13 protein-coding genes are annotated in these 14,311 nt (G+C 48.3%); 6 read left to right on the top strand and 7 right to left on the bottom strand.

Annotation, left to right across the window (positions count from 1 at the left end; all coding sequences use genetic code 11):
* Positions 1-94 precede the first annotated feature (94 nt).
* The 3 genes from RMO84_RS16550 to RMO84_RS16540 form a co-directional block, all read right to left on the bottom strand.
* Positions 95-586 (bottom strand): PPC domain-containing protein, encoded by a 492-nt coding sequence (locus RMO84_RS16550; RefSeq protein WP_310489535.1) that lies wholly within the window; start codon positions 584-586, stop codon positions 95-97.
* Between the two features lie 64 nt (positions 587-650).
* Positions 651-1,145, bottom strand: coding sequence for a signal peptidase II (lspA, locus tag RMO84_RS16545; RefSeq protein WP_310489534.1), 495 nt, complete (start codon positions 1,143-1,145; stop codon positions 651-653).
* Positions 1,146-1,156: 11 nt separating this feature from the next.
* Positions 1,157-1,777 carry a biotin transporter BioY gene (locus RMO84_RS16540; protein WP_310489533.1) on the bottom strand — a complete coding sequence of 207 codons (621 nt, stop codon included), beginning with the start codon at positions 1,775-1,777 and terminating at the stop codon, positions 1,157-1,159.
* Positions 1,778-2,046: 269 nt separating this feature from the next.
* On the opposite strand from RMO84_RS16540, the gene psb27 reads away from it, so the two are divergent.
* Positions 2,047-2,448: a photosystem II protein Psb27 gene (psb27, locus tag RMO84_RS16535; protein ID WP_310489532.1), complete on the top strand. Its 402-nt coding sequence runs from the start codon at positions 2,047-2,049 to the stop codon at positions 2,446-2,448.
* 370 nt (positions 2,449-2,818) lie between these two features.
* A complete protein-coding gene (locus tag RMO84_RS16530) occupies positions 2,819-4,432 on the top strand; it encodes a family 10 glycosylhydrolase (RefSeq protein WP_310489531.1) in 1,614 nt (537 codons plus the stop codon).
* Between the two features lie 127 nt (positions 4,433-4,559).
* Here RMO84_RS16530 and dprA read toward each other — a convergent pair whose 3' ends face one another.
* A complete protein-coding gene (gene dprA, locus RMO84_RS16525; protein WP_310489530.1) occupies positions 4,560-5,720 on the bottom strand; it encodes a DNA-processing protein DprA in 1,161 nt (386 codons plus the stop codon).
* Positions 5,721-6,052: 332 nt separating this feature from the next.
* Between dprA and RMO84_RS16520 the strand changes: the two genes are divergently transcribed.
* The 3 genes from RMO84_RS16520 to RMO84_RS16510 all read left to right on the top strand — a co-directional run bounded on the left by RMO84_RS16520 (position 6,053) and on the right by RMO84_RS16510 (position 10,711).
* Entirely contained in the window at positions 6,053-8,548 is a 2,496-nt protein-coding gene (locus RMO84_RS16520) for a DUF1574 family protein (protein ID WP_310489529.1), read from the top strand.
* 157 nt (positions 8,549-8,705) lie between these two features.
* Positions 8,706-10,232 (top strand): MBOAT family O-acyltransferase, encoded by a 1,527-nt coding sequence (locus tag RMO84_RS16515; protein ID WP_310489528.1) that lies wholly within the window; start codon positions 8,706-8,708, stop codon positions 10,230-10,232.
* Positions 10,233-10,357: 125 nt separating this feature from the next.
* Positions 10,358-10,711: a single-stranded DNA-binding protein gene (locus RMO84_RS16510; RefSeq protein ID WP_310489527.1), complete on the top strand. Its 354-nt coding sequence runs from the start codon at positions 10,358-10,360 to the stop codon at positions 10,709-10,711.
* 33 nt (positions 10,712-10,744) lie between these two features.
* Here RMO84_RS16510 and aqpZ read toward each other — a convergent pair whose 3' ends face one another.
* The 3 genes from aqpZ to RMO84_RS16495 all read right to left on the bottom strand — a co-directional run bounded on the left by aqpZ (position 10,745) and on the right by RMO84_RS16495 (position 13,471).
* Positions 10,745-11,527, bottom strand: a complete 783-nt coding sequence (gene aqpZ / locus RMO84_RS16505; RefSeq protein WP_396135884.1) for an aquaporin Z — start codon at positions 11,525-11,527, stop codon at positions 10,745-10,747.
* A gap of 189 nt (positions 11,528-11,716) precedes the next feature.
* Positions 11,717-13,189, bottom strand: coding sequence for a PRC-barrel domain-containing protein (locus RMO84_RS16500; RefSeq protein ID WP_310489526.1), 1,473 nt, complete (start codon positions 13,187-13,189; stop codon positions 11,717-11,719).
* Positions 13,190-13,279: 90 nt separating this feature from the next.
* Entirely contained in the window at positions 13,280-13,471 is a 192-nt protein-coding gene (locus tag RMO84_RS16495; protein WP_310489525.1) for a hypothetical protein, read from the bottom strand.
* A 382-nt stretch (positions 13,472-13,853) separates the two neighbouring features.
* Here RMO84_RS16495 and RMO84_RS16490 point away from each other — a divergent pair, with 382 nt between their 5' ends.
* Positions 13,854-14,261 (top strand): CAAD domain-containing protein, encoded by a 408-nt coding sequence (locus tag RMO84_RS16490; protein ID WP_310489524.1) that lies wholly within the window; start codon positions 13,854-13,856, stop codon positions 14,259-14,261.
* The last annotated feature ends 50 nt before the right edge of the window (positions 14,262-14,311 follow it).

The raw sequence follows: 14,311 nt of genomic DNA, 5'->3' as shown, positions 1-14,311 counted from the left end.
GAATAGGGGTTAGAGTTAACGATCGAAACTGCGTTTCTACTTTCTACTATTCCCAATCTTCTATTCCCTAACCCCTACCCTCTATCCCCTAATCTCACTGTTGAACCTGTAACTTACTAACTTTCAACTTAAATTCGCCGCTACTAGTTTCGCCAAAACCTTGGACGCGGACGACGTAGGTGCCAGCATCTTTGATTCTGGTAAATAGCAGGGAATTACTAGTGCCATCGGGGCCATCATCATTTTTGCCGAGCGTTTTACCTTCGGCATTCATTAACATGACAACCGGATCGAAGGATTCCGAAGATAGCTCGATCGCAATCCGATCTCCTGCTTTGAGCGAGATGGCATAATCGCGGGCAAAACCACCATCGCCAGTGGGAATGTCGCGATCGGATAGTGTTTCTTTGACTTCAATATTTGGCAATAATTTAACTGGGGCATACACAAACGTGCTGACGCGCGGCACGGGATTGCCCTCAACTTTTGTGCGCGGTACGGCACTGACACTCATCCCAAATCCGATCTGAGCTAAGATGAGACTAAATCCGAATAGGTAGCGACCGAATTGTTTATTTAAAGACATAGTAAAAGCCGATCGATCGGCATCGAATGTAATTGCTGCTAAAAGTTGGCCGTGGTGTCGATCGCTAGCGAGAAGATTGTCGAGGTCGATCGAGGAACATATTAATTAGCAAGCAAATAACTCCCAAATTGATCGATACATCTGCCCAATTGAAGATTGGAAATGCCCAATTGAAGGCGGGAAATCTCAGAAATGGCAATTCAATGAAATCTACAACGGAGCCGTTAAAGAATAGCCGATCGATCCCATTGCCCGCCGCGCCTGCCAGGATCAGCCCAAATCCTAGCTGCTCCCAAATACTACCAAAGATCTTGGTAATACCAATGCCAATTAGGATCGCACTCACAATTAACGACAACCAGGGTAACAAGGGATTGCCTTCTAACATCGAAAAGCCAGCCCCCCGATTGCGGATATAAGTAAAATTCAGCAGATTGGGAACGATCGAGATCGATGTTCTTTGGATGCGCAGATTTTCGACGATCGCGCGTTTACTCAAGATATCGATGACAATATTCGTAACACCAGCTACCCAAAAATAATAATTTCTAATTTTCATGTAATCGAATACTAGTAAAACATCAGTCTGCGTAAAACAAAAGTAATTAGGGTTGCGGCACATCCTAGCACTAGTTGACCGATCGCAGGCTCGATCGAATAAGTGCCGATCGCTTCTACTAGTTTGAATTCACCTGGGTTTTGCCAGCTAACTATCTGAAATAAAATTAAATAGCTAATCCCGACAGCATGAATTGTCAACAGACCGCACAAACAACTCAATCCCATTTGTTCTAATGATGGTGTCGATCGCAATTCACCGCGATCGAAGCGGCGACGAAAAGCTAGCTGTCCGCACACCCAAGCTCCCGGAATAAAGCCGAGTAAATAACCAAAAGCTGGTTTCTGGAAATAGCCAATGCCACCACCATCATTAAACACTTGCCAGCCGATCGAGCCGACAAATAAGTAGGCAATTTGCGAGAGTGCGCCAGCAGTTCTACCACCCAAGCAGCCGATCGATAATACCGCACCAACTTGACACTTAAACCCTAACGGGTAGGCCGCAACCCCGCCAGCATTGAGCCATTGCCACGGGGAACTGGTTACATAGACGGGAATGAAGCTAGCACCGATCGTCAGCACTAAGCCCACGATCGTCCACATGAAAATATAGGGGCGAGGGATACTCATGTCAGTGGTAAGGAAGGGGGAAAATAGGGTAACGATCTCCAGGCGATATGTTGTCGATTCTCTACAGGAGAGGCTGCGCCAACGACAATATTTGGTTGGTGCTAATCCGATTGACTAAGTTAATCCTTGTCTATCGATCGCCAATAGTCAAGCTGGCAAATTGCAATAATGCCTACATCCTACTACTCGCGCCAGCTCACCATTTGCGATCGAATTCGCGCTAGGATGGACAGTAATTTTGGAGTTTTAAATTTTCTAAGTTATAAATTATGTTTAAGCGTCTGTGGTCGCAGGTATTTGCGTTAGTGCTAGTTGTTGTCGTTGGTTTGGCTGGTTGTACGGCTAGCCCTGGCGGACTAGTTGGCAATTACAAGCAAGATACAATGACTGTCCTCAATAGTATGAAAGCAGTACTGGAGTTACCTAACGACTCCCCCGACAGATCTGCCGCTCAGTCGCTAGCGCGACAGAATATCAATGATTTTGCATCTCGCTATCGTCAAGATCCCGCGTTGACTAAACTGAGTTCTTTTACCAGTATGCGGACGGCTCTCAACTCGCTAGCAGCTCATTATGCCGCTTACCCCAATCGTCCGCTCCCAGATAAGCTCAAAACTAGTCTAGAGCAAAAATTCAAGCAAATTGAATCGGCATTACAACGTGGTGCCTAAGAGGATGTTTGCAAAGTCTGACCTGTTAAGCGCGAACCCTAGAAATCCCCCCTAGCCCCCCTTGAAAAGGGGGGAACCGGATTCAAAGTCCCCCTTTTTAAGGGGGATTTAGGGGGATTCAGGTCTATGAGCGAGCACAAAAGGGCTTTTCAGACATATTCTAACGATCGCCCCACAGGTAGCCTGATAAACGAGATCGCCAGCTAAAAATATTAGGAAGTAATCGATCGCGATTTTACGGATAAATCGGAACTTTATCCCCAAATTACTAGTCCCTCTCAACAGAGTTGAAGGAGAAGTCAATGCAAATTGGCTTCTCCTTTGCTGTAAGATGCTGACCTAATGCTAGAGAGCGATCGCAAGCGATACTATGGACTGTAAGCTACAAGCAAATCTACCGATCTCACTAGTGGCAGGGTATCGCCACCAGTGGCATCAAAAATTATTAGTAGGGGTACTAACGACAACTAGCTTCGCCACTCCGGGCTATGCTGCACCTGCGACACCCAACCCGCAGATGGCACCCAGCCCACAAGCGGCACCCAGCCCACAGACTGCACCCAGCCCGCAGACTGCACCTAGTGCAGATTATTGTCAGATTCCTGCCGCCGAAGTCAGTGCCAAAAATGTACTACGGCTAGCAGCGAAAAATGGCGATCGCAACAGCCAGAATAAGTACGCCGAGATCGTCAAAAAGCACGCTAATGACGTTACCCAGTGCCGCCAGAAAAGCTGGTTAAAAAATCAGGCCATTTGGGTGCGGCTCTATCCTTGCGATACGCGTCCTGGTGACTTAGAAGAAATTCTCGATCGGATGGTCAACAAAGGCTACAACCAAGTCTACGTCGCCACATTTTACGGTAAAGCCTTGTTGCCGCGATCGAGCAATCGCACGGCGTGGAACTCGGTACTAACCTCTAGAGGCACCGATAAAACCGATCTCCTCGCCGACTCGATCCAAAAAGGGCGCGAGCGCGGCATGAAAGTCTATGCCTGGATGTACAGTCTCAATTTCGGCCCCGAATACGCCGTCACCCCCGAAGGACAGTCAACAATTGCCATTAACGGACGCGGGGAAACTACCTTATTTGCTGGTGAAGAAGGCTTCCAAAAAGCCACCGATGGCCGGACTAGTTCCGTCTTATTTGTCGATCCCTACAGCACCAAAGCCAAAACAGACTACGAACAAATCGTCCGCGAAGTTGTCAATAGGAAACCCGACGGACTGCTGTTCGATTATATTCGCTTCCCGCGCGGTCAGGGGCCACAATCGATCGCCAGTCAGGTCAAAGACTTATGGATTTATGGCGATGAATCTCGCAAAACTCTCGCATCCCTGGCTCAAAATCAAAAGGGTACCGACTTGATCGATCGCTTTTTGACCAAAGGGGGCATCACGATTAATGACCTCAAGGAGGTAGATAAACTCTATCCCAATGAAGTTTCACCCCTCTGGCAAGGTCGTACTCCCCTAGAAGCCGAAGCAACCATGTCCTACGAGGATAAATTCCCCTGGATCGAATGGGACTTATGGCAACTGACTCTCGCTCATGCCAGTCAAGGCGTAGTCAATTTCTTGAAATCAGCCTCTGCTCCAGTCGAGCAACAGCGACTTAGGTCTGGCGCAGTGTTTTTTCCTGAAGCCAATCAACCCGTCGGGCGCAGAGGCTATGATTCGCGCGTGCAACCTTGGGACAGGTTTACCACCAATGAATGGCACCCGATGGCTTATGCCACTTGCAATCGTAGTGATTGTATCGTCGAGCAAATCCGCCGCGTCCTCAATTTCGCACCCACTACTACCGAAGTGGTGCCAGCACTGGCCGGAAATTGGGGTCGCGCGACCGAAGGTCGTCCATCGCTGGAAGTCCAAATGGATGGCATTCACCGCAGTCTCCCTCGGATCCAGTCGATCAGCCACTTCGCTTTTTCGTGGCAAGAGCCGGAGTTGGATTATTATCGGAGTTCTTGTCAGTTGAAATGAGCGGGTAGAGGGTAGGGAATAGGGAATAGGGAATAGGGAATAGGAATAAAGAGTTTGGACGCAAGCGTCCTTTTCGCCCCTAGTCTCCTCGCCTCCTCGTCCCCCGTCTTCCCCTACCCTCTACCTCCTACCTCTGATATCTCATCCCTGGTAACTGAGTAACCAAACCGAGCAATTCTAACTGGAGGAGGATGCTCGAAACTGTTGCGACGGGGAGTTGGGAACTGGTGACTAGTTCGTCAAAACTAATTGGGAGATCGGTGACGAGCTGCCAAACTGGTTGTAACTCTATCTCGACGGCGATCGATGGCGCGGTAGGTGCGATCGATCTAGTGGTACTGGGATCGAGATCGGGCTGGCGATCGGCAAACATATCCAATTGTCGATGGGGGTCGAGTTGGGGGATGGTGGCGAGTAATTCCAGCAGATGAGCGAGGCTGAGGATGGGCTGTGCGCCGCGAGTGAGGAGTCCCAGACCGCCGAGGGAGTTGGGATTGTCGATCGAGCCAGGGAGGACGTATACGTCGCGACCAAAATCATTGGCTTGATAGGCGGTAATTAGGGCACCGGATTTAGTGGGCGCATCGATGACGATCGTCACGCGGCTCAAGCCAGCGATAATCCGATTGCGGGCGGGAAAGTGCGATCGATCGGGTGGTGTGGCGGCGACATATTCGCTGACAATTAAGCCCTGCTGGGCGATCGCGGCAGCAAGCTGGTGATGGTGAGGCGGATAAACAATATCTAGTCCCGTCCCAATAACAGCGATCGTCCGTCCGCCAGCTTCTAGGCACGCACTATGAGCTTCGGCATCGATCCCCAGTGCCAAGCCTGAGACTACTGTAAACCCGTTTTGGGCGAGGAGCGTCGCAATCTTCCGCGCCCATTTTTTGCCATATTCCGATGGCGAACGGGTACCGACGATCGCAATTGTGGGTACTTCACCCCGATTTTCGGCGAGCGCGACCTGACCTCGGTAATAGAGCATACTCGGTGCCGAGGGAATTTCCGCCAACAGACGCGGATAATCGGCATCGGTACGCGCCCACCACAGGGGATTCTCGATCGCGTGGGTGGCGGATAGTTGCTGCGGGTCGATCTGCGCGCGCGACTCCATAATTTTGACGATCGATAGTTCGCCGATGCCATCGATCGCCAGCAATGCGCGATCGTCCGCCGTCCAAGCGGCTTCCAAGCTGCCAAAATGCTGGATCAGTCGATCGACCAAAATCGGCCCGACCCCACTCACCCGCGACCAAGCCAAGCAATAAATCCGTTCTTGCGACATCCGAGTCCTGTTCAGTTTGATTTTATTTATTATGCCCAGGATGAAGGTGATAGGGAATAGGGGGTAGGGAATAGGGGACGAGGTGACTGAGTGACCGATCGATAAAAGGACGCTTGCGTCCAAACTCTTTATCAACTATTCCCTATCCACTACCCCCTATTCCCTATCCCCTAAATTAAAAATCGGCATTTCCGGATCTACACAAATCGACCGACAGATCGTTATGATAGGGAGCGATTTGCAGTCGGCGCGATTGCTCTTACTACAAATCCCGTGCTGCTAACTTTCTAGTAGTATTATCTCTAAGCGTTACATGTTGTTCGGGTGAAATTTTGGCGGAACCTATCTACTTTGAACGAGATCGCTACGATCTACCCCTCCCACTCATTGAGTACGATCCGAATTTCGTATCTAGCGAAGGCGAAGCGACTCTCATTCAGACGATCCCCGATCCCGCAGAGCAGCAGCGGCGTATCTTCCAAGCCCTCTCGCAGGTATTGACACCGTTGGGGGTGAGATTTGAGTTTTCGATCCAACATCTGCCGCAAGCGGACGCATTTGATGCTCAGAGCTTACAGACGATGTTTCAGTCGCCCGATCTGAGTCGCGATCGCCTCGAATATCGACTGTTGGTGCGGTGTCACTCGCAAAAATCCTTAGAGTGCCAACTGCTAGCCGAACCGCTAGCCAGGGCACTGCGGGGGATTCAGCTCGAACATTTTACCGAAGCGATCGTCCAATTCGCGCGATCGCTGGATCGAGATGCGACCAAAAGTACCCCAGTCGCTCAGTGGCGATTGAAAGTCGATCTGACACCCCCAGCAATTCGGCTCAAAAGTTGGGCGCGCTGGGGTGATGTCCAAGCCATTACCCATTTACTCAATGATGCCCTCGCGCCTGAAGGCGTTCAGGTGAGTACCACGCTCAGAAATCTCACTTTACAAGTATTCTGCACGCTCAGACAGCCTGGAGCGACGCGGTTTCCCGCCAAAAAAATCGTCATCGATACGATCGCCCCATTATTGATTTCATTGACTCCCCAAGGGTTGCAAGGAGCCACGATTCACGGCTTGCAATCGCCGCTCGATCCCTACTCCCAGATGGAGGAGCCGCCGATCTGGATTCACTGGCTGGATCTCCCCGCTTTAGGCGATCCCAAGTTTTCACTCACACCGATTGCTCTAGCCGGACGCGGCGATCGCGAGGCACTGCATTTTATCCTCGAACGCTTGCTCAATCCCGATTTAGAGCAATATTTTGCGTTGGGTGGCATTAGTATATTCGTGCTCGATCGTCAGCGACTCGTCCATGTAATGAGCGAAGCACCCAATTGCCCGATTCAAAGTCAAGTAGCGACGACAGTAGTCAAAGTCATCAAGCAAATGCGGTTGCCGGGGATTCGCGGCGTGCGCGTCCACGGACGGCGTGCGGGACAATCGACATCACTGTGGACGCATGGAGTCGATTTCGATGCGCCCCAGCGGCTGCTAGCACCGCTGACGGTGCCTACCAGCCCTCGCTCGCCCCAACCAGCGACTGCCACACCCGCCAGCACTAGGGCGAATTGGCACGATCGGCTCGGCACATCATTAGTTGCCACGGGGATGTGGAAACCGCAACTCAATCTTGTCAACCCCAATCAACTCGCCTACCAACCCCGGTTTCAGTGGCAACCATCTCTCTTATTAGTGCTAGTCGGTTTGGGAGCGACAATTGCTGGAGATTTTGCAATTAAACTAGCCTTAGAAAGTAGGCAAGTCATCTCACAATCGACTGGGGAGACAACGACAACCCAGCTATCATTTAACAATCCGCTGCTAGAGCAAAAGCTCGCTCAGTATCAACTGCGGTGCTTGCAACATGGCGTCCCTGACGTGCTGATTATCGGCAGTTCGCGCGCGTTGCGGGGAGTCGATCCCGAAGTATTGCGGCGCGGGGCGATCGAGCGCGGCTATCGCAATCCCAAGTTATATAATTTTGGGATTAATGGTGCTACTGCTCAAGTTGTCGATCTGATTTTACGGCAACTATTAACATCCAAACAGTTACCAAAATTAGTGATCTGGGCGGATGGTGCGCGGGCATTTAATAGCGGACGCAGCGATCGCACTTACGAGGCAATTGCCCTATCCGATCGCTATCGCCATTTGGCTTTAATGTCGGGTTTAAATAATAGTAATTCGCCCCTCGCGCGAGTCCAGTCTACAGTTCGCGATGCCGCCCACGCGATCGATACCACGATCGATTTACAATTAGCTAAAGTATCGCCAGCCTATCAACATCGCGATCGACTAAAAACTTGGCTGCAAGCTAAAGTACCGTTAGGTATACCAAAGACCGATCTGCTAAATGCCAGTCAGCTCGATCCGAGTATTAATAGTGAAATTATTCCCAACGACAAGCATCAAGAAATTGATTTCGATGGATTTTTGCCGCTAGAAATTCAATTCGATCCGACTACTTATTATCAGAAATATACTAGGGTGACTGGTGAGAGTGACGGCGACTATGCAAATTTTCAACTAGCAGGCAATCAGGATCGCGCGTTGCATCAAACGATCGATTTATTAGCCAGCCATCAAATTCCCCTGGTATTTGTAAATATGCCGTTAACGGATCTATATCTAGATAAATATCGCAGCCAACATGAAGCTAGCTTCAAGCAATACATGCAACAACTGATGGACTCACATCAGCTTACTTTTGTCGATCTCGATGGGGTGCTAAATACGCGCCACGAGCTATTTTCCGATCCGAGTCATCTCAATCGATTTGGGGCGCAAGAAGTGAGTAAATATTTAGCTAAAACCGCTCGGGTTAAGTGGTAACTTTGGCAGCTAAGTCTCGCAAAGTCTGTTAAGCAAGTGCCTGAAATCTAGTTGGTGGGTAGCGGCTCCCGCACGCCTTTGTTTCCCCATTCCCCGCTCCCCGCCACCCGCCACCGCTTTTGCCAATCTTTTATTCACCTGGACTTGACTTGCGATCGTGAAATTTATCTCATCTAACTACGCGCTATTTCTAGGTATCACCCTGATCTGTTATTGGGGATTAGCCAGAACCCAAAATCAAAAGCTGTGGGCGATCGTGATTTCTAGCGTCCTGTTTTATATTTCTTTCAACCAGCTCCAATATTTTCCAGTCATTTTAATGATGGCACTGGTTAACTACTGGATTGGTAAGCTGTTATTAGAAAGCCAAATTATCGAATATAAAGAAGTTCGCGACAGGTTGGGCGACGACTATTTTCGGCGATGGCTGCCGAGGGGCAAACAACAGCGACAACGAGTGCTGATTGCTGGCATTGTGTTTAATATTTTATTATTAATTGCTGCTAAATACATCCCGTTTCTATTAGGTATTTTGAGTCCGGTTAATCCGGTGGGGATTCAATCTTGGGCAGTCTGGATTAAGGCTAACTTTTTGCCGCCATTAGGCATCTCCTTTTTAAGCTTTGAATCGATCGCGTATTTAGTCGATGTTTATAAAGGTAGTCCCGCAACAGGCAATCTCCTCAAATACGCCGCCTACAAATCATTTTTTCCAAAACTAGTTTCGGGGCCAATTACTCATTATCATCAGTTTGCGCCGCAACTAAATAATTTACAGTTCCCCTCGATCGAGCGTTTAACAGAAGCTGGTTGGCTGATTGCCAGCGGCGCGATTAAAAAGACGCTAATTGCTGATAATCTCGCTACCTTTGTCAAACTAGTATTCGATCCGACGACACTCGATCGGGCGGGTAGTATCGATTTATGGCTGGCAATTTTTGCCTATGGGTTACAACTCTATCTCGATTTTAGTGGCTATGTTGATATTGTTTTAGGTACGTCAATTTTGTTCGGGATTAACTTACCCAAAAACTTTGACTTTCCCTATATGAGTACGAGCATCGCCGACTTTTGGCGGCGGTGGCATATCAGTCTGGGTAATTGGTTGCGCGACTATATTTATATTCCCCTCGGTGGTTCGCGATTGGGATTAGTCCGCACTTGTCTCAATTTATTTGCGCTGATGCTAATTTCGGGAATTTGGCACGGTGCCGATTGGGGTTATCTGGTGTGGGGTGGCGTTCATGGGATCGCCTTAATCGTTCATCGATCGATCCATTACTTATCCGAAAAAACCACCGCACTTGCTAATTTTTGGAAAAGTCCCTGGGGACAGCTATGCGGTTGGTTCTCAACCCAACTATTAGTATTTGTGACTTGGATTTGGTTTCGATTGCCAAATCTCGCACAGTCAAATTTAGTCTTATCTCATCTCTGGGGCTATCCGCGCGATGCGCAGTTTGCTACTAAAGTATATATTGAAAATCTAAATTTGACAGACGGTCAAATCTTCCTAATTTTAATCGGCTTGACGATCGCTATGGCGATCGCCTACAGCATCGATCGAGTATTAAAATTAAATCTAAATTGGCATCTCAAACTCACCTTAATTCCCATCTGCTTGTATATCGTCTGGTTGTTATCACCAGCCGAAAGCCTAGCATTTATTTACTTTGATTTCTAAATACGCATTCGCACTCTCCCAACTCCCCCGCTCCCCGCTTATATTAAAAACCACGATCGACTCAGCACGATCGATCGCCATTATGAGTTACAATAAGGTATAAAGTACATAACTACTATTTTGCTATGAGTCTTAACGTCGTTCATCTGGTAGGTAGAGTTGGTGGCGATCCAGAACTCAAATGGTTTGAGGGTTCGGGCAAATGCGTGTGTACCCTCACCCTCGCCGTCAATCGTCGCAGCAAAAACCAAGATCAACCCGACTGGTTCAATCTCAAAATTTGGGGTAAAACTGGCGAAATTGCCAAAAACTATGCCAAAAAAGGCAGTCAAATCGGCATTAAAGGTTCGCTAGAAGTCGAAACTTGGATCGATAAAGCCACGGGTACCGAACGCTCTCGCCCGGTGATTAAGGTAGATACGCTCGATCTCCTCGGCTCGAAGAAAGACAGTGCTGAAGCGATGCCCGATTATATGTAGTAGCTGGGTATCCCGCTCGCCGATCGATTTCTACTAAACTTGTGGTTCCGAACCTCTTCTGTGCGCGCTCTGTGATGATTCAAAGACAGTGTGGTAGAAAAATCCAGCTACTATCGCACCGAAAATCGGAGCTAACCAAAATAGCCAGAGTTGCCCTAAGAGATCGGTGCTGCCAAACAGAGCGACAACGACAGCAGGCCCCGTACTGCGGGCGGGATTGACTGATGTATTGGTAATCGGAATACTAACCAGGTGAATTAGTGTCAGCATCAACCCGATCGCCATCGGTGCAAAACCTTGCGGGGCGCGCGAATCGGTCGCACCAAGGATGACGATGAGAAACATAAATGTCATCACTACTTCTGCTAATAAGCAAGCAAACAGCGTGTAGCCTTGGGGTGAATGAGCGTCAAAGCCATTGGTTGCCAGCGGATTTGTGCCGGTAAGAGCGTAGCCAGATTTACCTGTAGCGATCGAGTAGATGAAAGCGGCGGCGACAACCGAACCACTAACTTGCGCGATGATATATGGTAATAATTCCGAGCCAGGAAATCTTTTACCCGCCCACATCCCAAACGACACGGCTGGATTGAGATGGCAATTGGAGATATGTCCGATCGCGTATGCCATTGTCAACACCGTCAAGCCAAAAGCTAAGGCTACGCCAATCGTCCCGATGCCTAATGAAGCCGCAGCTTTAGATGTAGAGCCGATCCGATCCGAATAGGCAGCGGCAAATACCGCACTACCACAGCCACCCAATACCAACCAGAATGTTCCTAAAAACTCTGCAAGACAACGTTTAATTAAAGGCATATTTAGCTACTGAATTTCAAGTTAGAGGCGATCGGTAATTATTTTTTCAAATCTAGTCATTCAGCCTACTACCGCCCGATCGAAGTAGTTACATCAGGATACGAGATACCAATTGACATGTAGAAATTGGCTGCGGACACATTCCGCCAGTTGTATCCACAGCCGATGAATTGATGCTGTTAGTCAGAGTTAGGACAGGGCTGCTTTCCCTTTTTCTGATGCCCGCATTTCGTCGAGCGAAAGCTGAGGAGTTCCGGTATAAACCGAGTCCAACAACAGATCGAGCACACCTTCAGCCCGAGCGGCTTCGATCGCTTTGTGACCGATTAATTCGCCGACATTCAGAATTACCCCATCATGACGATCGAGGATGACTCTGGTAGTCGGACGACCCAACGCACCTTTAATCCGCTTGGCTTCAATGGCTTGCGCACTCCGCCCTTGCAATTCATTGGTCGTTTCTTTGAGTCGCTCCCAGACGTTCGTAGCACCCTCCTGAAGGCGATCGCTAGCAACTGCGGTAGTGGTTTTGAGCCGATCTGCCGTAACTGTTGTTAAGGCACTCGCCTGAGACTGGGCTGCGGCTGGAGCGGACAGCCCCACGGCATCTAATAAGGCCGACTCGCGATGAGCCGTCTTAGCACGCTCGATCGTTTGTAAGGTCACAATTTGCCCTTGAGCGACAATGATGTAGCCATCTGACGAATACACAGCCCGCTGCGCTCGTCTTCCCTGCACTCGATCGACCGTCAAGCCGGCAACGGCAGTATTCACCCGTTCGCCTAATGGCGCGCTTAAGTTACCACCAGCAGCTCGATAAACTCGGTCGAGGATGTTCGATCGATCGGCAGTCTCGACCATTTGGGATGTAATTACAGTGCCTGCTAAGACCAAAGGTTCGCCATTAGGTAAGTTGACAGTTTGCTGTGCTACTTTACCAACGACAAAGTCTTTTTGGGCGGTTCTGTCTACAATGGCATCGGTGACTTTGGCACTAAAAGTCTGTCCGGCTACTTGTAGCTTATCTCCAGTTATTTGTGCCGTTGACTGCATTTGTTCGCTGGCGACTTGAGCGGTGGCTTTAATTTTTTCGCCAGCAACTTGTGCCGTTGACTGCATTTTCTCGCCAGCAGTCAGCATTGCTGCTTTGATACCGCCAACTTGTTCTGCCATCAAATCTACAGTCTCTGGCGGTACGAACGCTACATCCTTCCCAATTTTGATAGTTTTGGGCGCAGGCACGAACGATCGGCCAGAATAAGCATCGGCAAACAAGCCGTCAGATGTCTCATAACCAGCGATCGTCCCAACTCGATCGTCAAAATATAGATCGACTAATCTACCCAGATTGCGACCATCGGTAGTCATAACCCGAGTACCATTCAAAATATTGTTATTTTCTAAAATTCGATAAATATTGGGGTACTCTTTTGCCGATCGAATTGCCTCGCGATCGGGAATGATAATTGCGTCACTGCCAATTACTGTAACCGCATCGAGCGGTAAAATTTTCGCACTACTAAACCAGCCCGCTTCTTCAATCAAAAAACCTAGTAAAGAATTATCATCTCGATCGAAAATCAAATCTTTTACAGTTGCCACTTTCTGACCTGAATCGTAGGTGACAACAGATTTACCAATAATATCTTTTCCTTTGCGCACGGTCTTAATCTTCCTTAATTATTAGTATTGGCTGACTGAGGATTGAGTGGGTGTAAATTGATGGCATCGATCGGCATGTGGAGTAAAGCTTTAAGACATGACCTCGCTCGATCCAAAACTTGGTAGCTCGGTCGATCTCATCTCTGGATTATCTCTACCAAACCCTGGCACTAGATCGATCGCGCCTAGATATTCTGAAGTAGTAACAGCTCCGGCTAATACTAAACATGTAGCGATCGCATACAAAGGTGTTTTTGATGTTTTTCCAATTAGTCTGGGCATACGATCTTAGTTATTTTGCGAACGATTCTTTAATGAATCTTAATCAATTAAATTCACTAGAAAAATCATTCGATCGATAGAAACTATGAGAAATGCACTCTGTCAGTAGGAATACTTGGAGCTTAACTAATATTTATCAGAGTTATAGTGTTCATTCAGCTAAAAAAATACATGCTGAAGTGTATAGAAAAAAGGTAGTTGCGAGATCGCGAGGAACATTTTTTATTCGGTTGAAGCACTCATTCTAGCTGCTGTCGCAATCTATCTAATGGCAATAACTAGATCGGTCAATTGATGGATAGCAGACCGCAATCTAGCCTTATAGACTGATGGTTACGTAAGTTTAAGAAATGTTAACAAGCCAACCGGCAGGGTGAAATCAATGGAAACTAAAGCAACGAACGAGTATAGTGCATCCGCAATAGTCCCGCCTGCGACCGAAACAGCTACTAACGAATCACCACAAGAGCTGTGGCTACCGATTCAAATGAACGAGACAACTTTGCTACTAGACAAGCTAATTGCCACGATCGAGAAAATATTCCAAGAAAATCGCCAGTTATTAACCTGGCTGGGATTGGCGACATTGGCTATTATCGCGCTCCGAATATTATTTGCTGGGTTACAGGCGATCGATAGTATTCCTTTAGTCACACCTATTCTTAAGCTAGTTGGCTCGATCTATGTAGGGCGTTTTGTGTGGCGTTATTTGATTCGCGAGCAGGATCGGCAGGAACTAATCGAGACGATCGATCGGACTAAAGCAGAAGTGCTGGGCAGTCAAAATTAGTAACCAATGGCGCGTGTTTTTAGGATAATTTGCTGTTGATTACTTACTTA

The organism is Chamaesiphon sp. VAR_69_metabat_338 (assembly GCF_031423935.1).
Taxonomy (GTDB): Bacteria; Cyanobacteriota; Cyanobacteriia; order Cyanobacteriales; family Chamaesiphonaceae; genus Chamaesiphon.
Note: the sequence above shows the minus strand (reverse complement) of the source record. Positions and strands in the feature narration are given on the sequence as shown.